The sequence below is a fragment of the Bradyrhizobium sp. GCM10028915 genome, assembly GCF_042666195.1.
In the GTDB taxonomy this organism is placed as follows: domain Bacteria; phylum Pseudomonadota; class Alphaproteobacteria; order Rhizobiales; family Xanthobacteraceae; genus Bradyrhizobium; species Bradyrhizobium canariense_D.
The window spans coordinates 948,933-967,507 of sequence record NZ_JBHTFN010000044.1; the positions used below are offsets into that span (position 1 = coordinate 948,933).

The 18,575-nt window shown below is 64.0% G+C and carries 19 protein-coding genes; 8 read left to right on the forward strand and 11 right to left on the reverse strand.

Annotated elements, in window-relative coordinates; translation table 11 throughout:
* Complete coding sequence (gene cysK / locus ACFQX9_RS24740; protein ID WP_018457976.1) at positions 1-978, reverse strand: cysteine synthase A; 978 nt, start codon at positions 976-978, stop codon at positions 1-3.
* Positions 979-1,177: 199 nt separating this feature from the next.
* On the opposite strand from cysK, the gene ACFQX9_RS24745 reads away from it, so the two are divergent.
* Complete coding sequence (locus ACFQX9_RS24745) at positions 1,178-1,396, forward strand: hypothetical protein (protein ID WP_026233474.1); 219 nt, start codon at positions 1,178-1,180, stop codon at positions 1,394-1,396.
* A 15-nt stretch (positions 1,397-1,411) separates the two neighbouring features.
* Here ACFQX9_RS24745 and tgt read toward each other — a convergent pair whose 3' ends face one another.
* Positions 1,412-2,560 carry a tRNA guanosine(34) transglycosylase Tgt gene (tgt, locus tag ACFQX9_RS24750; RefSeq protein WP_377790957.1) on the reverse strand — a complete coding sequence of 383 codons (1,149 nt, stop codon included), beginning with the start codon at positions 2,558-2,560 and terminating at the stop codon, positions 1,412-1,414.
* A gap of 227 nt (positions 2,561-2,787) precedes the next feature.
* Between tgt and ACFQX9_RS24755 the strand changes: the two genes are divergently transcribed.
* From ACFQX9_RS24755 to ACFQX9_RS24770, 4 genes are all read left to right on the forward strand, one after another.
* Positions 2,788-3,972, forward strand: coding sequence for a patatin-like phospholipase family protein (locus ACFQX9_RS24755; protein WP_085384037.1), 1,185 nt, complete (start codon positions 2,788-2,790; stop codon positions 3,970-3,972).
* 133 nt (positions 3,973-4,105) lie between these two features.
* A complete protein-coding gene (locus tag ACFQX9_RS24760) occupies positions 4,106-4,852 on the forward strand; it encodes a TetR/AcrR family transcriptional regulator (RefSeq protein ID WP_018457980.1) in 747 nt (248 codons plus the stop codon).
* Positions 4,853-5,099: 247 nt separating this feature from the next.
* A complete protein-coding gene (locus tag ACFQX9_RS24765; RefSeq protein WP_377790960.1) occupies positions 5,100-5,702 on the forward strand; it encodes a PepSY domain-containing protein in 603 nt (200 codons plus the stop codon).
* Between the two features lie 220 nt (positions 5,703-5,922).
* Positions 5,923-6,960 carry an aspartate-semialdehyde dehydrogenase gene (locus ACFQX9_RS24770; protein ID WP_377790962.1) on the forward strand — a complete coding sequence of 346 codons (1,038 nt, stop codon included), beginning with the start codon at positions 5,923-5,925 and terminating at the stop codon, positions 6,958-6,960.
* A gap of 112 nt (positions 6,961-7,072) precedes the next feature.
* Here the strand turns inward: ACFQX9_RS24770 and ACFQX9_RS24775 are convergent, their stop codons facing one another.
* The 7 genes from ACFQX9_RS24775 to coaD form a co-directional block, all read right to left on the reverse strand.
* Positions 7,073-7,468 (reverse strand): type II toxin-antitoxin system VapC family toxin, encoded by a 396-nt coding sequence (locus tag ACFQX9_RS24775; RefSeq protein ID WP_085384631.1) that lies wholly within the window; start codon positions 7,466-7,468, stop codon positions 7,073-7,075.
* A complete protein-coding gene (locus ACFQX9_RS24780; RefSeq protein WP_085353162.1) occupies positions 7,468-7,710 on the reverse strand; it encodes a type II toxin-antitoxin system VapB family antitoxin in 243 nt (80 codons plus the stop codon). The genes ACFQX9_RS24775 and ACFQX9_RS24780 overlap by 1 nt, the downstream gene beginning before the upstream one ends.
* A 57-nt stretch (positions 7,711-7,767) precedes the next feature.
* A complete protein-coding gene (gene queA / locus ACFQX9_RS24785; protein ID WP_377790965.1) occupies positions 7,768-8,841 on the reverse strand; it encodes a tRNA preQ1(34) S-adenosylmethionine ribosyltransferase-isomerase QueA in 1,074 nt (357 codons plus the stop codon).
* Between the two features lie 142 nt (positions 8,842-8,983).
* A complete protein-coding gene (locus ACFQX9_RS24790) occupies positions 8,984-9,448 on the reverse strand; it encodes a peptidylprolyl isomerase (RefSeq protein ID WP_018457987.1) in 465 nt (154 codons plus the stop codon).
* Positions 9,445-9,870 (reverse strand): hypothetical protein, encoded by a 426-nt coding sequence (locus tag ACFQX9_RS24795; RefSeq protein ID WP_018457988.1) that lies wholly within the window; start codon positions 9,868-9,870, stop codon positions 9,445-9,447. The genes ACFQX9_RS24790 and ACFQX9_RS24795 overlap by 4 nt, the downstream gene beginning before the upstream one ends.
* Positions 9,871-9,878: 8 nt before the next feature.
* Positions 9,879-10,442 carry a peptidylprolyl isomerase gene (locus ACFQX9_RS24800; RefSeq protein ID WP_018457989.1) on the reverse strand — a complete coding sequence of 188 codons (564 nt, stop codon included), beginning with the start codon at positions 10,440-10,442 and terminating at the stop codon, positions 9,879-9,881.
* 41 nt (positions 10,443-10,483) lie between these two features.
* The gene (gene coaD, locus ACFQX9_RS24805; RefSeq protein ID WP_247370332.1) at positions 10,484-10,978 is read right to left on the reverse strand and encodes a pantetheine-phosphate adenylyltransferase; all 495 of its coding nucleotides are present in this window, start codon (positions 10,976-10,978) and stop codon (positions 10,484-10,486) included.
* Between the two features lie 247 nt (positions 10,979-11,225).
* Here coaD and ACFQX9_RS24810 point away from each other — a divergent pair, with 247 nt between their 5' ends.
* On the forward strand, positions 11,226-11,483 hold the full coding sequence (locus ACFQX9_RS24810; protein WP_018457991.1) for a hypothetical protein: 258 nt from the start codon (positions 11,226-11,228) through the stop codon (positions 11,481-11,483).
* Positions 11,484-11,689: 206 nt separating this feature from the next.
* The gene (locus tag ACFQX9_RS24815; RefSeq protein WP_018457992.1) at positions 11,690-13,543 is read left to right on the forward strand and encodes a potassium transporter Kup; all 1,854 of its coding nucleotides are present in this window, start codon (positions 11,690-11,692) and stop codon (positions 13,541-13,543) included.
* Positions 13,544-13,648: 105 nt separating this feature from the next.
* On the opposite strand, the gene gyrA is transcribed toward ACFQX9_RS24815, so the two are convergent.
* Complete coding sequence (gyrA, locus tag ACFQX9_RS24820) at positions 13,649-16,393, reverse strand: DNA gyrase subunit A (protein ID WP_377790971.1); 2,745 nt, start codon at positions 16,391-16,393, stop codon at positions 13,649-13,651.
* A gap of 371 nt (positions 16,394-16,764) precedes the next feature.
* Complete coding sequence (locus ACFQX9_RS24825) at positions 16,765-17,262, reverse strand: single-stranded DNA-binding protein (protein ID WP_007590726.1); 498 nt, start codon at positions 17,260-17,262, stop codon at positions 16,765-16,767.
* Between the two features lie 459 nt (positions 17,263-17,721).
* Here ACFQX9_RS24825 and ACFQX9_RS24830 point away from each other — a divergent pair, with 459 nt between their 5' ends.
* Positions 17,722-18,504 carry an outer membrane protein gene (locus ACFQX9_RS24830; protein ID WP_026233477.1) on the forward strand — a complete coding sequence of 261 codons (783 nt, stop codon included), beginning with the start codon at positions 17,722-17,724 and terminating at the stop codon, positions 18,502-18,504.
* The last annotated feature ends 71 nt before the right edge of the window (positions 18,505-18,575 follow it).

Below are 18,575 nucleotides of genomic sequence, written 5' to 3' on the forward strand. Positions count from 1 at the left end.
CTAGATTCCCTCAAACAGAGCCGTCGAAAGATACCGCTCGGAGAAGGACGGCACTATAGCCAGGATGGTCTTTCCCGCAGCTTCGGGTCGCTTGCCGATCTCGACGGCCGCGGCAATCGCGGCGCCCGAGGAGATGCCGCCCGGAATGCCCTCATGCCGCGCCAGTGCCCGCGAGGTCTCGATCGCCGTCGTCGAGTTGACCTTGACGATCTCGTCGATCACCGAGCGATCGAGAATGTCAGGGACGAAGCCCGCACCGATGCCCTGGATCTTGTGCGGCGTGTGCTGGCCACCCGACAGCACCGGGCTCTCCTCCGGCTCGACCGCAACCACGCGCAGCGAGGGCTTGCGCGGCTTCAGCACCTGGCCGACGCCGGTGATGGTGCCCCCGGTGCCGACGCCGGCGACGAAGAAGTCGATGTTGCCGGCGGTGTCATTCCAGATCTCCTCCGCGGTGGTGCGGCGGTGCACCTCGGGATTGGCGAGATTCTTGAACTGCTGCGGCATCACCGAATTCGGCGTCGTCTTCAACAGCTCTTCGGCCGTCGCGATCGCGCCCTTCATGCCTTGCGCGGCCGGTGTCAGCACCAGCTCCGCGCCCAGAAAGGCCAGCATCTTGCGGCGTTCGATCGACATCGACTCCGGCATGACCAGCTTGAGCCTATAGCCGCGCGACGCCGCGACGAAGGCCAGCGCGATGCCGGTATTGCCGGAGGTCGGTTCGATCAGCACGGTGTCGGGCTTGACGATTCCGGCCTTCTCCATGGCGATGATCATGGCCGCGCCGATGCGATCCTTCACGCTTGCGGCGGGATTGAAATATTCAAGCTTTGCCAAAATGGTCGCGTTCACGCCATGCATGCCCGGCAGCCGGCGCAAGCGCACGATCGGCGTGTCGCCAAAAGCATCGACGATCGAGTCATAGATCCGGCCGCGGCCGGGTTGGTGCGCTGCACCCGTGGTGGACGATGCGTCCATGATGAACTCCCTGTGGCGACGATTGTGCTTCTAGACAGCCTGCGGCGACACGCAAGCGAGATTGCGTTACATGTTAAATACGCTGCATCGCAAAATCGCGTGAGCAATAATTATCAGAAAACCAACGCATTTGTGTTGCGACCTCGTCAACTGATTCTGCTTATGTTAGACTTAGGTCTCAAGCTGGGAGGTCACCACGATGTCAGCAGTCGCTGAAGTGTTGTCGACCGTCGCACCGAACCGCGCTCCGCGTTGCAGTGAGTTGCCGGCCTGTCCCGTCTGCGCCGACTCCATGATCGCCGCCGAAGGTTCTGCGTATTTGTCGGAACACGTGATCAGCTATCTCTGGACCTGCGACAATTGCGGCTACGGCTTCGTGACCAAGCACTCCGTCAAGCAGCGCCTCGTCTGCAACTGACGTTTTGCACTTGACCTAGCGCGGGGCGATGTCGCCCCTCCCCCAGTCTTCGCGCGTACGCCGATAGAACTCCTCGAACGTTCCCTGTGCGATCGCGTCCCTGATGCCCTGCATCAGGAACTGGTAATAAGCGATATTGATCTCGGACAGCAGCATCGCACCCAGCGTCTCGCCCGCCTTGACGAGATGGTGCAAATAGGCGCGCGCGTAGCTGCGCGCCGACGGCCAGGAGCTCTCTTCGTCGAGCGGACGGGGATCGTCGGCGTGGCGCGCGTTGCGCAAATTCACCTGGCCGAAGCGTGTGAAGGCAACGCCATGCCGGCCATTGCGCGTCGGCATCACGCAGTCGAACATGTCGATGCCGCGCTTGACCGCCTCGAGGATGTCGTCGGGTGTGCCGACGCCCATCAGGTAGCGCGGCCGCTCTCTCGGCAGCAGCGGCGCTGTCTCGTCGATGATCGCCAGCATCACCGCCTGCGGCTCACCGACGGCGAGGCCGCCAATGGCATAACCATGGAAACCGATCTCGATGAGGCCTTGCGCGCTGGCATGGCGAAGCTGGGGTATGTCGCCGCCCTGCACGATGCCGAACAGCATGTAGCCGTCGGGCGCGCTCTCGAAGGCGCGCTTGCTTCGCTCGGCCCAGCGCAGCGACAATTGCATCGCGCGGTCGATGTCGGCGCGCTCGGCGGGCAGTCGCACGCATTCGTCCATCTGCATGGCGATATCGGAGCCGAGCAAACGCTGCACCTCGATCGAGCGCTCCGGCGACAGCTCGACCTTGGCGCCGTCGATATGCGAACGGAAGGTCACGGCCTGCTCGCTGACCTTGCGCAGATCCGCCAGCGACATCACCTGGAAGCCGCCGGAATCCGTCAGCATCGGCCCGTTCCAGCCGGTGAATGTCTGCAAGCCGCCAAGCGCCGCGATCCGCTCGGCGCCGGGACGCAGCATCAGATGATAGGTGTTGCCGAGCACGATGTCGGCACCGGCCTCACGCACCTCGCGCCAGTGCATGCCCTTCATCGCGCCGGCGGTACCGACCGGCATGAAGGCGGGCGTGCGCACCACGCCGTGCGGCGTGGTCAGGCGCCCGGTGCGCGCGGCGCCATCGGTGGCGAGCAGTTCGAAATGATTGGGCAGACCGGTGTCAGGACGATTCATGACGGTGCTTATTGCGTGTCGGAGCAGGCCGATCAACCCGCTCGGGCGATGCCTCGGCCGGCTTATGCATCAGACTGGGACAATGGGTTCAAATATTGGGGGACACGGAATTGTGCGCCTGCGACGCTTGTTAAACAAAACGACACAGTGTAGTTTTACCTTGGGCTGGACGAGATGCCGCGGCGATGTTGCCGGCGGCGGTAGATGCGTGATCGCCAGCCACCGCAATGCCCCTCCCTTCAAGTTCGACTGACCCAGCCGGCCGTTCGCATGGCTGGACGAGGTGGACCGGCGCCCGCCTGTTCGGATTGCTGGTCCTGACGTGCAGCTTGGCGCTCGGCGCCTGCACCTCCCTGCCCCGCACGCCCTATACGGCCACCGAAGCCAGCACATCGCGCGTGCTCGATATTGATGGCCTGCGGCGCTACGCCGACGAACCCATCACGAAATTCAATTTCGAGAAGGACACCAGCACCGCGACGAAGTCCTACCTGGCGCTGTCAGGCGGCGGCGCAGATGGCGCCTACGGCGTCGGTGTGCTCAACGGCTGGACCGCGGCCAAAACCCGTCCCACCTTCTCGGTGGTCTCGGGCGTGAGCACCGGCGGCCTGATTGCGCCCTTTGCGTTTCTCGGCTCGCGATATGACGACACGTTGAAGGAGGTCTACACCAGCGGTGTCGCGGAGAGCCTGTTGAGTGATCCTAGCATCATGCGCGTGCTGTTCGGGTCCGGCCTGTTCGGCAACACGCGGCTGCGCGAGCTCGTCGCCCGCTATGTCGGCCCCGAAATCATGGCGCAAGTCGCTCGTGAAAACGCCAAGGGCCGAAGGCTGCTGGTGGTGACGACCGATCTCGACACCCAGCGCACCGCGATCTGGGACATGGGCAAGATCGCCGCGGTCGGCACGTCCGAGGCGCTCAAGCTGTTTCGCGACGTGATGGCGGCCTCCGCCAGCATCCCGCTGGTGTTTCCGCCGATCATGATCGACGCCGAAGGCGAGGGCCGCAGATTTCAGGAGATGCATGTCGACGGCGGTGTGACGGCCCCGGTGCTGACGCTGCCGGAAGCCTTGCTTTTCCAGGGCAGTCGCCTTCCCGGCCCTGCGAAGCTGGACATCTACATCCTCGTCAACAAGAAGATCGAACGCAATTTCGAGCTCGTCTCCAACAGCACCATCGACGTTGCCTCCCGCAGCCTGTCGTCGATCACCCAGTCGCAGACCCGCTCGATCATCTTCTCGACTTATGATTTTGCGAAGCGCAACCGCCTGGGCTTCCATCTCTCCTATATCGCGCGCGATTATCCGGCCGCCCCCTCGGAAGGGTTCGACACCGCTTATATGCGGGCGCTGTATCAGTACGGATATGAGAAGGCGGCTTCGGGCGAGGCCTGGACTTCGACGCTTCCGTGAGCGCTCGGTGAGGAACGGGGCCGTGCCGAGACGGTTGACGATGCGGTCATTCGGCCAGATTAGCCATGACGCACTCGTTGCCGCGCGTTATAGAGCAATGACTGATGTCACGACCGCGCAGGAATCATTGGGCATGGGATTGACTGCGACCAGGACAAGACCGGCGGCGCCGCGGCGCGAGGTGCCGAAATCGCGCGGCGGCCGGCCGACGAAAAGCGCCGCGATCGAGCGCGATCAGCGGCTGATCGAGGTCGCCACCCGCCTGTTCCTGGATCGCGGCTTTGATGCGACCTCGCTCGATGCGGTCGCGGAAGCCGCGCGAGTGAGCAAGCCCACCGTCTATGCCCGTTACGGCGACAAGCGCGGCCTGTTTGCAGCCGTGCTGAGACGCGAGATCGCGCGATGGCTGGCACCGCTGTCCGCGGCCGCCGAGACGCAGCTCGGCAGCGCCTCGGATATCTCGGTCGAGCAACGGCTGGTCGAGATCGGGCGCGAGATGCTGACATTCACCTGCGGACCCGATGCCGTCGCCTTCAGCCGCATGATGACGTCGCAGGCCATCAACTTTCCCGACATCGCCAAGCTCGGCAAGGAGGAAGGCTGGCTCAAGGCCGTCGCCACCACGGCACGCTTCTTCGACCATCTGGTGGCGCAAGGCGCGCTCGACGTCGACGACACCACCATCGCGGCGGAAGTGTTTCTCGACGTCGTCGTCGGTCATAACCATCGTCTGGCGACGTTTGGAACGCCGCCGGAGATGAAGGCCGCGGAAAAGCGCATGCGCGCTGCGATCAAGCTGTTCCTGGCAGGCGCGCTGGGATCAGCGGACGGCAGCCAGAGTGCCGCCAAGGGCACCCAGCGGCGGCGCCCATCGCGCTGACAATTCCGTGAGCTTGCGAACTTCCCGGGAGATCTCGTGGCCGCGCCGTTGACCGAAACAAAACGATACGGTATGGTTTAATTATAGGGCGATGCGGATCGCTTTTTCACCAGCCCCAAGAGGTCCGCACCGCTTCGATCGTCCCGGCGGTACAGCCCGTCGCGACGCTCAGCGGCCGACCGATGCCCAAGGTCGGCCGCAAATTCTTGACGATCATCCGGCATACTCGCTGGCCGAGGGTTCGAGCATGACGACGGCCAAACGACGGATCTCGGGACTGCTCGCGATCGCCCTGTCCGCACTCCTCCTCGCAGCGCCGGCGCGGGCGATCGTGAGCACGGGCACGCCGACCACCCTTCACAGCGACACAGATGGTGACGCCGAGGCCGACCGCCAAGCGGTCAGCCGCGAGATCGAGCGCTTCCGCAGCTCGTCGATCTCGATCAACCAGGCCATGGCGATCGCGGAAGCCCGCCACGTCGGTGCCACCACGGCGGATGTGAGTTTCGACGGAGCCTCCGGCGTGCCGGTCTACCGGGTGAAGACCCTGCACAACGACCGGATCTGGCGCCACACCATCAATGCCGCGACCGGCGAGCTCGTCGGCGGGGAAGCCGCCCTCCCTCTCGCCGAGCTCGACCTCGACGATCGCAGCAATCTCGCAGCGCTCGGTGCCATCAAGCACCGACTTGCGGATGCCGTCCACGTCGCCGAACGCGCGGCCTCCGGCAAAGCCATCAGCGGCGGACTGGTGCGCGAACGCGGCCGGCTGAATTTCGCGATCGTCGTCATCAGTGGCGACAACCTCAAGGAGGTCATCCTTGAACCGCCGGGCGCCCGGATCAAATAGCGGCAGCCCCAATCCCGCCGAAAAGCGATTGACGGGCGCAAAACTCTCCCGCATAAGCTCTCGCCATGTTCACGACCACCAAACGCACGACTAAAACCACCACGGCCTTCGGGGCCCGGGGAGGCGTGCGCGTGTAGTCGTCGACTAGAACGCAATCCACTCTACCGAAGCCCCGCCCATGATGGTCCGGGGCTTTTTTGTTGTCTGAATTCTCAAATCAATGGAGGACAAAGTGAGTAACGATCCCGTCGTCGCGATTGTCGGCGTCACCGGTGCGGTGGGCGCCGAATTCATCGCCACCATGGACAAGCGCGGCTTTCGCGTCGGCAAGCTCAAGGCGCTGGCCAGCGCCCGCTCGGCCGGCAAGACGGTGTCGTTCCGTGGGCAAGACGTCGTCATCGAGGAGCTGACCGAACGCGCCTTCGAAGGCGTCGACATCGCCCTGTTCTCCGCCGGCGGCAGCATCTCAAAGAAGTTCGCGCCGATCGCAGTCAAGGCGGGCGCCGTCGTCGTCGACAACTCCTCCGCCTTCCGCATGGACCCGAACGTGCCGCTGGTGATCCCCGAGATCAACGCGAACCGCATCCGCGACCACAAGGGCATCATCGCCAACCCGAACTGCGCCGCCATCACGGCGCTGGTGCCGCTGTGGCCGATCCACCAGAGCAACCGCATCAAGCGGGTGATCATCTCGACCTACCAGGCGGCCTCCGGCGCCGGCGCTGCCGCGATGGAGGAGCTGGTCGAGTCCACCCGCGCCAATCTCAACGGGCAGGTTTATACGCCGAAGGTGATGCCGCATCCCTACGCTTTCAACCTCTTCAACCACAACACCCCGATCGACCCTGACACCGGCTACAACGACGAAGAGACCAAGGTCATCAACGAAACCCGCAAGATCTTCGAGGACGACAAGATCGCGATCGGCGTCACCTGCGTGCGCGTGCCGGTGCTGCGGGCTCATTGCGAGGCCATCACCTTCGAATGCGAGAAGCCGATCAGCGAGGACCAGGTCCGCGCCATCATGGCACGAGCGCCCGGCGTCAAGGTCGTCGACGACCGTGCCAGGAACTACTTCCCGATGCCGATCGATGCCTCGGGCCAGGACGACGTCCTGGTCGGCCGCATCCGCAAGGACCTCAGCGACCCCTCCGGACATTCGATCTCGATGTTCGTGGCGGCGGACCAGCTGCTCAAGGGCGCTGCACTCAACGCGGTGCAGATCGCGGAGCTCCTGCCGCAGCGGATGATGGCGTAACGGAAGATGCGTAAGGTGGGCAAAGGCGCGCAAGCGCCGTGCCCACCACTTCGCATCAAGAAAGTTGGTCGGCACGCTTCGCTTTGCCCACCCTACAATGGCAAACAGCGGGTCAGGTCAACGCGGGGAGAATGTCTGTCTTAGCAAAGTGGGCTCCCTTGAAGAGCAGCGGTTGCGAACGCGCTTTCGCCAAGCGTAGACCGCACAATCGACGATGTTGAGCTGCGCCGGATGTCCCCCGACCCTTGCCGAAGCGTTGAAATGCCTCGAACGCGCCTTTCGCCATGTCTGCGTCGAACGGCACTACGACAATCCCGGCAGTCTCCAGCAATTCGTCGAAGAACTTCACGGCCGATGCTCCGAAGCGAGCAGAGAGAACGATCTTGGTTTCCAGGATTGCTACTGCTGACATCGACAGGCTGGCAGCATCCAGCATGGCTTTCCGATAGCGCTGCCCATCTGGCTCGTTGGTGACGGTCGCGACGATCGCAGACGTATCCAGCACCATCAGGACGGCAGCCCGAAACGGTCATAGCCGAGGATTTCGTCTGCAGGCCGAGAATCGAGAACGGGCAAGCCAGCGGTTCGCTCGAAGAACGACGTCAGGGCGGCCCTCCTATCGACCGCCGGCGATGCCACGCGAGACAAGCGTTCCTCGATGGCGCGTTCGAGCGCCGTCTCGATATCTTCCCCCGTCAGGCGGGCGAGGCGCTGGGCAAGCTCATCTACTTTCGCGGAACGGATGTTCATCGGCCACTCGATCCATGCAAAACGTATGAGCAGTATAGCACGAGAACGCCGCCCGCGTCACTCCCGCGCCGGAAACAGCAAACAGGCATCCCCGTACGAATAGAACCGGTAGCCGGTCGCGATCGCGTGTGCATAGGCTTGCTGCATCGCCTCCAGCCCGGAGAACGCCGACACCAGCATGAACAGTGTCGACTTCGGCAAATGGAAATTGGTCAGCAGAACATCGACGGCGCGGAAGCGATAGCCGGGGGTGATGAAGATCGACGTCTCGGCGGCGAACGGCTCAATGGTGCCGTCCTCGCTGGCTGCGCTTTCGAGCAGGCGCAACGACGTGGTGCCAACCGCGATGATACGGCCGCCGTTCTTGCGCGCAGTGTTGAGCCGCTCCGCCGTTTCGGCCGACAGCGTGCCCCACTCGGCATGCATCTTGTGGCCTTCGGTGTCGTCCACCTTCACCGGCAGGAAGGTCCCTGCCCCGACATGCAGCGTGACGCGATTGATGCCGACGCCGCGCGCGTGCATCGCCCGCTCCAGCGCCGGGGTGAAATGCAGGCCTGCTGTCGGCGCGGCAACGGCGCCTTCGTTCACAGCGAACATGGTCTGGTAGTCGGCGAGATCCTGATCATCAGGCGTGCGTTTCGAGGCGATGTAGGGCGGCAGCGGCGGGCTGCCGAGATCGGCGATGGCTTGATCCAGCGTCGGGCCGTGAAACGAAAATGACAGCGTCACCTCGCCTTCCCCGCCCTTCGCCTCGACCTCGGCGTCGAGATGGCCGAGCAGGCAGACCTTGCCCTCATTGCCGAAGCGGATGCGGTCGCCGGCGATGAGTTTCTTGGCAGGCTTCACCAACGCCTGCCAGCGCGAGCCGTCGAGGCGCTTGATCAGCGTTGCCTCGATCTTCGGCTCGTTCTCGCGACCGATGCGACGGCCTTTTAATTGCGCCGCGATCACCTTGGTGTCGTTGACGACGAGCTGGTCGCCCGGCTTCAGCCATTGCGGCAGGTCAGCCACGACCTGGTCGCGCAGCGTGCCGTGATCGACAACCAGCATCTTCGCGGAGTCGCGCGGGCTCGCCGGGCGCAATGCGATGCGCTCGGCGGGCAGGTCGAAATCGAAGAGATCGGTGCGCATCTCGGACTCAGGGCCGCACAGTCACTCCTCATCCTGAGGGGTGCGGAACGCGCGTCTCGACGGATGAAGGCCCCGCTGCTGCAGCTCGGCCTTCATGGTTCGAGACGGCGCTACGCGCCTCCTCACCATGAGGGTTGAACGCCTACGCCGCGTCAGCCGCCATCCGCGCCTTGACGATCTTGTCGGGGTTCTGCACGGGCTCGCCACGCTTGATCTTGTCGACGTTCTCCATGCCCTCGGTGACCTTGCCCCACACCGTGTACTGGTTGTCGAGGAAGCGGGCATCGTCGAAGCAGATGAAGAACTGGCTATCGCCGGAATCCGGGCTGGCGGCGCGCGCCATCGAGGTGGTGCCGCGCACATGCGGCTCCTTGTTGAACTCGGCCTTCAGCTTCTGGCCGGAGCCGCCGGTGCCGGTGCCCTGGGGGCAGCCGGTCTGCGCCATGAAGCCGTCGATCACGCGATGGAACACGATGCCGTCGTAGAAGCCTTCGCGCACGAGTTCCTTGATGCGTGCGACGTGGCCGGGCGCCAGATCAGGCCGCATCTCGATGGTGACGGGGCCCTGCGTGGTCTCGAGGATCAGTGTGTTTTCGGTGGCGCTCATGCTCGTCTCTCTTGGGTTGGGGGTGAAGTCCTGTCAGGTGAAGACTTGCGGTTGCGAAACTGGATCGCGAACGGACGCCCCGCAGCGGCGCCGGCCATCGCATCGGTAAATGGCATCGGCGTGCAGCGTTGCAATGCCTCCATCACCGCGACCCGGTATTGCAGCCGGTCATTGTCGGAAGCCTCCGCGGATTCATAGGTAATCCTCGGATGGCCCAGAATGTTTCCAGCCCGGTTGAAGCTCACCACGACGGTGATGTCGATCGGGCGGGCCCTGGCGGCGGGCGGCGGCTTCCAGCAGGTGCGCAAATGCCGGAAGATGTCCTGGATGGTGTTGACCTGTGCGTCCTCGGCGACCGCGCCCGGGACGCCGAGCAGCAGCACCGCGGCAACCAGCAGGAGCTTGCCACCGCAGCGCGCCATCGCCGCTCCTACTTGATGTCGGAAGCGACCTGCACCTTCACCATCTTGTCGGGGTCGGTGACGGTGCCGCCGCTCGATCCGGGAGGCGCCTTCTTCAGCTTGTCGACGACGTCCATGCCCTGCACGACCTCGCCGATCACGGTGTACTGGTTGTCGAGGCTGCCGCCGTCGGCAAACATGATGAAGAACTGCGAATTGGCGGTGTCGACGCTGTCGCCGCGCCGGGCCATGCCGACGATGCCGCGCGCAAAATGCACCTTCGAGAATTCCTGCTTCAGGTTCGGATATTTCGAGCCGCCGGTGCCATTGAAGTTCTGACCGTCGCCGGTCTGCGCCATGAAGCCATCCATGACGCGGTGGAACGGCACGTTGTTGTAAAAACCCTCGCGCGCGAGCTGCTTGATGCGCTCGGCGTGCTGGGGCGCAAGGTCCGGCCGGAGCTTGATGACGATGCGGCCCTTGGTGGAGTCGATGACGATGGCGTTGGCCTTGTCGAGGCCGGCCGGCAAGGCTTGCGCGAAGGCCGGCACCGCGAACAGAACCGCGGCAAGAACTGCGAGAATTCGGATCATGACAACTCCGGATCAGAGATGAGAAAGGAAACGCGCCGTTATCAGGCGAATTTTGCCTTGAGCTGGGCCGCAACCAGCGGCGGAACGAAGGCCGAGACATCCCCGCCCATGGCAGCGATCTGGCGCACCAAAGTGGCGGTGATCGGGCGGACTATGGGAGAGGCCGGCAGGAAGATCGTATGCACCTCGGGCGCCATGGCCTCGTTCATGCCGGCGAGCTGCATCTCGTAGTCGAGGTCGGTGCCGTCGCGCAGGCCCCGAATCATGATCGTGGCACCGTGCTTGCGCGCCGAGGTCACCGACAGATCGTCAAACGTCACGGCCTCGAGCACGCAGCCGGCCTGGGCGGCCACCGGCCCGCAGACGTCATGGAGCATCTTCAGCCGCTCCTCGGTCGAGAACAGAGGCTTCTTGCCGGGGTGCACCCCGATCGCGACAACAAGCCTGTCGCACAGCGACACGCTGTGCCGGACCACGTCCAGATGGCCGTTGGTGATGGGGTCGAAGGAACCTGGATAGAAGGCAATGCGCGGCATGGCCACGTCCTACCGCGCCCTGCCCGGCCCGGCAAGCCGGTCAGGTTCCCTGGCGGTTTTTCCGCAGAAGCGTGTCGGAATGCGCCGAATTGTTTCGTCCTGAGGGCGGCCACGACACAAAACGGAGCGCGAACGAAACCATTTCCCGCGTTCGCGAAGACGTCCGGAAACTGGCCATGGTTACTAATCCAGCCAACGAACGACGGGCCGCACACTGGGCGTACCGGCCGCATCACAGGGGACTGTCATGATCAAGGCTCTTTCGGCGATCGCCATTTCTGCGTGTGTTGCTGCCACCCTCACGCTCCTGCCCGGCTTCGCCCCCACCGTCGAGGCGAGCGTGCCGCAGCCGCTTGCCAAGAGCGACCGGCTCGATATCCGCACCGTCGGCAAGGACTGCTCGCAGCAGGCCTGGCCGAATTTCGAAGCGTCCTGCCTCCGCCAGGCCGGCACCAAAGCCAACATCCGCGAGGCTCGCCTTGTGACTGCCAACCGTACTCCGTAGTGGGGGTCTGTCAGTTTCGCGTCAGCTAACTCTCAAGATAAACCCCAAAGATATACCCCATGGATATTTGCGACGTCCCGTCGCACACTGCCTGATGCTCGCGCCCGTCGGAATGACCCGTCGGGCGCGATCCCATCGGGGGGTCGCCATTGTCCAGTACGCCTGCAGTCGCATCCGGCCATCAACCTGATCCACTGCCGATTGCCATGACCATGGGCGCCCTCGGGGTGGTCTATGGCGATATCGGCACCAGCCCCCTCTACGCCCTGAAGGAAGCCGCCAAGGCCGCCGCCCACGGCGGCACTTTGACGAACGATGCCGTTCTGGGCGTCGCCTCGCTGATCCTCTGGGCGCTGTTGCTGATCATCTCACTGAAATATGCGCTGTTGATTCTGCGTGCGGATAACCGCGGCGAAGGCGGCATCGTCGCGCTGCTGGCCTTGCTGCATGCCCGCAACGCTCAACCCGGTACCTGGCGCGCGCATTTGCTGGTCGTCGGCCTCATCGGCGCCGCGCTACTGTACGGGGACGGCGCGATCACGCCGGCCATCTCCGTGCTCTCAGCCATCGAAGGTCTGAAGGTCGACGCACCCTCGCTCGCGCCGGCGGTTGTGCCCGTGACCGTCGTCATCCTGATCGGACTGTTCATGATGCAGAAGCAGGGCACCGGCTTCATCGGCCGCATCTTCGGACCGGTGATGCTGGCCTGGTTCTTCGTGCTGGCAGCGCTCGGCATCCACGGCATCGTCAAGGCGCCGGCGGTGCTGGCGGCGCTCAGCCCGCTCTATGCGTTCGACTTCCTGATCCATCAGGATTTTCATGTCTCCTTCGCGATCCTGGGGGCCGCCTTCCTCGCGGTGACCGGCGGCGAAGCCATGTACGCCGACATGGGGCATTTCGGCCGCCTGCCGATCCGGCTGGCCTGGTTCGCGATCTGCCTGCCTGCGCTCGTGCTGAACTATTTCGGCCAGGCCGCGCTGCTGATCACCGATCCCACCATGATCGAAAATCCGTTCTTCCAGCTCTGCCCTGACGCCCTGCATTATCCGCTGGTCGCGTTCTCGGCGGTCGCGACCGTGATCGCCTCGCAAGCCATCATCTCCGGCGTGTTCTCGTTGACGCAGCAGTCGATCCAGCTCGGCTTCCTGCCGCGCATGCAGATCCGTCACACCACGAGCGACGCGATCGGCCAGATCTACGTGCCGTTGGTGAACTGGCTGCTCGCCGCCGCAACGCTCGGCGCCGTGCTGAGTTTCGGCAGCTCGGAGGCGCTGGCCGGCGCCTACGGCATCGCGGTGTCGCTATTGATGGCGATCACCACGCTGCTCGCCGCCCTGGTCGCGATCCAGTGGGGCTATTCACCGTGGCTCGTGGTTGCCGTGAACGGCTTCTTCTTCGTGATCGATTTGATCTTCTTCTCGGCCAATTCGATCAAGCTGTTCGAGGGCGGCTGGTTTCCGCTGATGCTGGCGGGCTTCGTCGCCTTCCTGATGCTGACCTGGCGCAGCGGCGTGAAGCTCGTCGAAGCCGCACGCGCGAAGCTGCGCCAGCCCGAGGAGGATCTGATCGAGACCGCGGTCAACCAGTGCAGCGCCAGACTCCCCGGCACCGCCGTGTTCCTGGCCTCGGCGCCGCGCGGCGTGCCGCTGGCACTGACCCAGTTCGTCAAGCACAACCACGTGCTGCACGAGCGCATCGTCCTGGTCACCGTGCTGATCGAGGAGCTTCCTCACATCGCCGACGAAGACCGCATCGAGGTGATCGAGATCATTCCCGGCATTACCCGCGTCGTTCTGCATTACGGCTTCATGCAGAACCCGACGATTTACGAAGGGCTGACCTTCGCCTGCCGCCACGGCAAGCTGCCCGGCATCGACCTCTCCGACATCACCTATTACGTCGGCCGCGAGACAATCATCCCGCGCGAGGACGTGCCGGGCATGTGGGTCTGGCGCGAAACCGTGTTCGCCTTCCTGCAACGCAACGCCGAACGCTCCGCCGCGTTCTTCGGCGTACCTACCAAGCAGGTGGTGGAATTCGGCACGGAGCTGGAGATTTAGCTGGTCAGTGCAGTATCCGGATCGAGCACAACTCAATCCGGGACAGCCGTCCGAATGAAGAACCCGGATTTCGCTTGCGCTCCATCCGGGCTACGGGGTGACGCATCACTCCCCGTTCGACTCCCCATTCGCCCCGTTTCCGCTCTCGGCCTCTTCCGTGATGTGCTCGACCGAGACGACGTGTTCGTCCTCCGCGGTGTCGAACACGATCACGCCCTGGGTCGAGCGGCCGGCGACGCGGATGCCTTCGACCGGGCAGCGGATCAGCTGACCCTTGTCGGTAACCAGCATGATTTGATCAGCATCCTCCACGGGGAACGACGCTACGAGGTTGCCGTTGCGGTTGTTGACGCTCATGGCGACGATGCCTTTGCCGCCGCGGCCCGTGGTGCGGTACTCGTAGGACGACGTCCGCTTGCCGTAACCGTTGACGGACACGGTCAGCACGACCTGCTCCTGCGCTGACATCTCGACGTAACGCTCCTGGGCGAGTTGGAAGCTGCCGGAGGTCTCCTCGGTCTCGGCGTCCGCCGCCGGCTCCTCGGCCGCAGCTTCGCCGGCGACCGCACGACGCATCTTCAGGTACGCCGAGCGCTCGTCGGACGTCGTCTCGACGTGGCGCAGGATCGCCAGCGAGATCACCTTGTCGCCCTCGGCAAGCGCAATGCCGCGCACGCCCATCGAGGTGCGGCCGGTGAACACCCGCACGTCGGTCACGGGGAAGCGGATGCACTGGCCGCCGGCGCCGGTCAAAAGCACGTCGTCGTGCTCAGTGCAGATCTGCACGTCGACGATCGCTTCATTGTCGTCGAGCTTCATCGCGATGATGCCGGAGCGGCGGACATCCACGAAGTCGGACAGCTTGTTGCGCCGGACGTTGCCGCCTGTCGTGGCAAACATCACGTCGAGATTGCCCCAGGTGGACTCGTCCTCCGGCAGCGGCATGATGGTGGTGATGCGCTCGCCCTGCTCCAGCGGCAGGATGTTGATCAGCGCCTTGCCGCGCGCATTCGGCGCGGCCATCGGCAGGCGCCAGACTTTGATCTTGTAGACCTGTCCGCGCGAGGAGAAGAACAGCATCGGAGTATGCGTGGACGCCACGAACAGCCGGCTGACAAAATCCTCATCGCGGGTCTGCATGCCGGCGCGGCCCTTGCCGCCGCGGCGCTGGGCCCGGTAGGCCGACAGCGGCACGCGCTTGACGTAGCCGGCGTGCGAGACGGTGACGACCATGTCCTCGCGCTGGATCAGGTCCTCGTCCTCGACCTCACCTTCCTGCTCGATGATGACGGTGCGGCGCAGGGTTGCGAACTCGGCCTTCACTTCGGCGAGCTCGGACTTGATGATGCCCAGCACGCGGTCGCGCGAGCGCAGGATGTCGAGATAGTCGGCGATCTCGCCGGCGAGCTTGTCGAGCTCCTCGCGGATTTCGTCGCGGCCGAGTGCGGTGAGGCGTTGCAGGCGCAGATCGAGAATGGCCCTCGCCTGCTCCATCGACAGCCGGATCGTGCCGTTCTCGCTGATGCGGTGGCGCGGATCGTCGATCAGCGTCAGCATGTCCTCGACGTCCCGGGCCGGCCAGTCGCGCGACATCAGGGTGTCGCGGGCGGTGGTCGGGTCGGGCGAGGTCCGGATGACGCGGATCATCTCGTCGATATTGGCGACTGCGATGGCGAGACCGACCAAAACATGGGCGCGATCTCGGGCCTTGGCGAGCAGGAACTTGGTGCGCCGCGTGACGACCCGCTCGCGGAAGTCGACGAAGATCGCCAGCAGGTCCTTCAGGTGCATGACCCGTGGACGGCCGCTGTCGAGCGCCACCATGTTGACGCCGAAGCTCGTCTGCAGCGGCGTGAACCTGTAGAGCTGATTGAGCACCACATCCGGCACGGCGTCGCGCTTCAATTCGATGACGACGCGGTAGCCGTCGCGATCGGATTCATCGCGCAGGTCGCCGATGCCTTCGATCTTCTTTTCCTTGACCAGCTCGGCGATGCGCTCGACCATCGTCGCCTTGTTCACCTGGTAGGGAATCTCGGTGATGATGATCGCCTCGCGCTCCTTGCGGATGGTCTCGATCGCGACCTTGCCGCGCATCATGACCGAGCCGCGGCCGAGGTGATAGGCGGCGCGGATGCCCTGCCGTCCGAGGATGACGCCGCCGGTCGGGAAGTCCGGTCCCGGCACGATGTTGATGAGCTCGTCGATGGTGAGCGCGGGGTTGTCGATCAGCGCGACGCAGGCGTCGATGACCTCGCCGAGATTGTGCGGCGGGATGTTGGTCGCCATGCCGACCGCGATGCCGCCGGCGCCGTTGACGAGAAGGTTCGGGAACTTGGCTGGCAAGACCGACGGTTCGGTCTCGTTGTTGTCGTAGTTCGGCTGGAAGTCGACCGTGTCCTTGTCGATGTCGGCCAGCAGAGCCAGCGCCGCCTTCGTCAATCGGGCTTCGGTATAACGATAGGCAGCCGGGGGATCGCCGTCGACCGAGCCGAAATTGCCCTGGCCGTCGATCAGCGGCACGCGCATGGAGAAGTCCTGCGCCATCCGGACCATGGCGTCGTAGATCGACTGGTCGCCATGCGGATGATATTTACCGATGACGTCACCGACCACGCGGGCGGACTTGACGTACTTCTTGTCCGGCGTGTGCCCCTGCTCGTTCATCGAGTACAGGATGCGGCGATGCACCGGCTTCAGGCCATCGCGGGCGTCAGGCAGCGCCCGCGCCACGATCACGCTCATGGCGTAGTCGAGATAGGACTTCTTCATCTCCTCGAAGATGGAGACGGGGCGAATATCCGAGGGTTGCGCCGGCTGGTCGCCGGGCTTGTCGTCGTCGTCAGCCAAGGGGAAATCCGGTGAGGTTTTATCTGGGAATCATATAGCGCATCGAGCCTCTGATAACCACCCTCGCGGCGTTCTGGGAAGCGCTTTTTCCGCCTATTTTTCCAACAACTTAAGCCCTTGCGAGCGGTGTCTCGGACAGCACTCGCATCGGCCTTGCAAAATCGCCGCTCACGCGTGGAAAACCGCGCGGTGAGCTTGCCGCGTCGACGCGTTTGCCAAGCCGCAATCCGAGCTCACCCCAAACATGAAGCGGGCCCGGAAATGCCGAGCCCGTCCTGTCGATTAGTGGGATGTTCTGACATGAGATGAGAAGCGCCGCCCATCCGGCCGGCGCGTCCGCATCAGGCGCCGCGTTCTTGGAGCGGAATCGCTCAGAACGGGATATCGTCGTCCATGTCGCTGTTGCGGCCACCGCCGCCGGCGGCAACAGGGCGCCGCGGCGCGCTGCTGACCGGACCGGAGGAGCCGAAATCGCCGCCCGGCTCGTCGCCGAAGCTGCCGCCTCCGCCACCGCCGCTACGACCGTCCAGCATCGTCAAGGTCGAGTTGAACCCCTGGAGCACGACTTCGGTCGAGTACTTTTCGACACCGCTCTGGTCGGTCCATTTGCGGGTCTGGAGCGCACCCTCGACGTAAATCTTGGCGCCCTTCTTCAGATACTGTTCGGCGACCTTGCAGAGCCCTTCATTGAAGATCACGACGCGGTGCCACTCGGTCTTTTCCTTGCGCTCGCCAGTCGCCTTGTCGCGCCACGTCTCCGAGGTCGCGACGCTCAGATTGGCGATCGGCCGCCCGTCCTGGGTGCGGCGGATTTCAGGATCCTTGCCGAGATTTCCAACCAGAATGACCTTGTTGACGCTTCCCGCCATCTCCGCTCTCCGCTCCGAATGCCACTGAATTCAAGAAGGCCGGTCCGCTCCCGCGTTCCGCCGTGCCTGTTGAGGCGACCCTATACGCTCGCCGAACACTTGCGGACGACGATCAGGCCGTCACCCCTCCGGTTATCCCCACATATAGCATCGACCTCCGGTTCGTTCCAGATTTGTTCTTGGCGAAGACAGATCTGAAGGCGTGGGATCGATCGGCCACATGTGTTGCGGAAAGGCACACGTCGATTGGAACCTTTGTAGGTTCCCGAAAATGGAAGAAAGAACTTAACATTCAGCAAGTTATGGGTACTCGCACTGCCCCGGTCTTGTTGCATTTGGGAGACGGACTCTGCCGCTCCGTAGAGCTACGGTTGCCTCGGACTTAGTTCATATGGGCCCTCGCGCCTGATCAGCCGCTTCGGGGAAATAAGAAGCGGACGAAACCTGGGGAGACTGGCAATGAATAAGCTTCTTATTTGTGCAATCGGTGCAGTGGCGATGGGCTTGTCGGCTCCCGCAAGCGCGGCGGACATGGCCGCGCGTCCCTACACCAAAGCCCCGCCGCCGGCGGTTGCCGCCATCTACGACTGGAGCGGCTTCTACATCGGCATCAACGGCGGCGGTGGCTCCAGCCACAAGTGCTGGGACTTCGTCACGCCCGCGACCGGCGTTCTCGTCGGCGAAGGCTGTCACAATGCAACAGGGGGCACCGTCGGCGGCCAGATCGGCTATCGCTGGCAGTCCGCCAATTGGGTGTTCGGTCTGGAAGGCCAGGGCAACTGGGCTGACTTCCGGGGCGACAACGTGAGCACCCTCTTCCCTGGTACCGCTTTGGTGACGGGTGATCGCAACCGTTCCCGCATCGACGCTTTCGGTCTCATCACCGGTCAGGTCGGTTACGCCTGGAACAACGTGCTGCTTTACGTGAAGGGCGGCGCCGCCGTCGTCGGTGACAAGTACGACATCTACGCTGCTGCGGGTACGCCCGGCGCGGGCGCGCTGCTGGCTTCGGCCCGGGAGACTCGCTGGGGTGGCACGGTCGGGGCCGGTCTGGAATTCGGCTTCGCCCCGAACTGGTCGCTGGGCTTTGAGTACGACCACATCTTCCTTGGCGATCGCACGATCGGCTTCACAACGCCCGCGGGTGCGGTATTCGGCAGCGACCGGATTCGCCAGGACGTAGACATGGGCCTGGTGCGCTTGAACTATCGCTGGGGCGGTCCGGCCATCGCAAGGTACTGATCGCGCTGGACATATCGCACTTCGAAGGCCGGCCTTGCGCCGGCCTTTTGCTGTGCAGTCCTCCGATATTA

Bases quoted from the DNA above. Each gene is read 5' to 3' on its own strand.
- ACFQX9_RS24760 (WP_018457980.1), top strand. From the start codon at position 4,106: ATGGGATTGACTGCGACCAGGACAAGACCGGCGGCGCCGCGGCGCGAG.
- coaD (WP_247370332.1), bottom strand. From the start codon at position 10,978: ATGCCGCGCATTGCCTTCTATCCAGGTTCCTTCGACCCCATCACCAAC.
- ACFQX9_RS24790 (WP_018457987.1), bottom strand. From the start codon at position 9,448: ATGAGCGCCACCGAAAACACACTGATCCTCGAGACCACGCAGGGCCCC.
- ACFQX9_RS24795 (WP_018457988.1), bottom strand. From the start codon at position 9,870: ATGGCGCGCTGCGGTGGCAAGCTCCTGCTGGTTGCCGCGGTGCTGCTG.
- ACFQX9_RS24745 (WP_026233474.1), top strand. From the start codon at position 1,178: ATGTCAGCAGTCGCTGAAGTGTTGTCGACCGTCGCACCGAACCGCGCT.
- ACFQX9_RS24830 (WP_026233477.1), top strand. From the start codon at position 17,722: ATGAATAAGCTTCTTATTTGTGCAATCGGTGCAGTGGCGATGGGCTTG.
- ACFQX9_RS24775 (WP_085384631.1), bottom strand. From the start codon at position 7,468: ATGGTGCTGGATACGTCTGCGATCGTCGCGACCGTCACCAACGAGCCA.
- tgt (WP_377790957.1), bottom strand. From the start codon at position 2,560: ATGAATCGTCCTGACACCGGTCTGCCCAATCATTTCGAACTGCTCGCC.
- ACFQX9_RS24825 (WP_007590726.1), bottom strand. From the start codon at position 17,262: ATGGCGGGAAGCGTCAACAAGGTCATTCTGGTTGGAAATCTCGGCAAG.
- ACFQX9_RS24815 (WP_018457992.1), top strand. From the start codon at position 11,690: ATGACCATGGGCGCCCTCGGGGTGGTCTATGGCGATATCGGCACCAGC.
- queA (WP_377790965.1), bottom strand. From the start codon at position 8,841: ATGCGCACCGATCTCTTCGATTTCGACCTGCCCGCCGAGCGCATCGCA.
- cysK (WP_018457976.1), bottom strand. From the start codon at position 978: ATGGACGCATCGTCCACCACGGGTGCAGCGCACCAACCCGGCCGCGGC.
- ACFQX9_RS24755 (WP_085384037.1), top strand. From the start codon at position 2,788: ATGCCCCTCCCTTCAAGTTCGACTGACCCAGCCGGCCGTTCGCATGGC.
- ACFQX9_RS24765 (WP_377790960.1), top strand. From the start codon at position 5,100: ATGACGACGGCCAAACGACGGATCTCGGGACTGCTCGCGATCGCCCTG.
- ACFQX9_RS24770 (WP_377790962.1), top strand. From the start codon at position 5,923: ATGGAGGACAAAGTGAGTAACGATCCCGTCGTCGCGATTGTCGGCGTC.
- ACFQX9_RS24800 (WP_018457989.1), bottom strand. From the start codon at position 10,442: ATGATCCGAATTCTCGCAGTTCTTGCCGCGGTTCTGTTCGCGGTGCCG.
- ACFQX9_RS24810 (WP_018457991.1), top strand. From the start codon at position 11,226: ATGATCAAGGCTCTTTCGGCGATCGCCATTTCTGCGTGTGTTGCTGCC.
- ACFQX9_RS24780 (WP_085353162.1), bottom strand. From the start codon at position 7,710: ATGAACATCCGTTCCGCGAAAGTAGATGAGCTTGCCCAGCGCCTCGCC.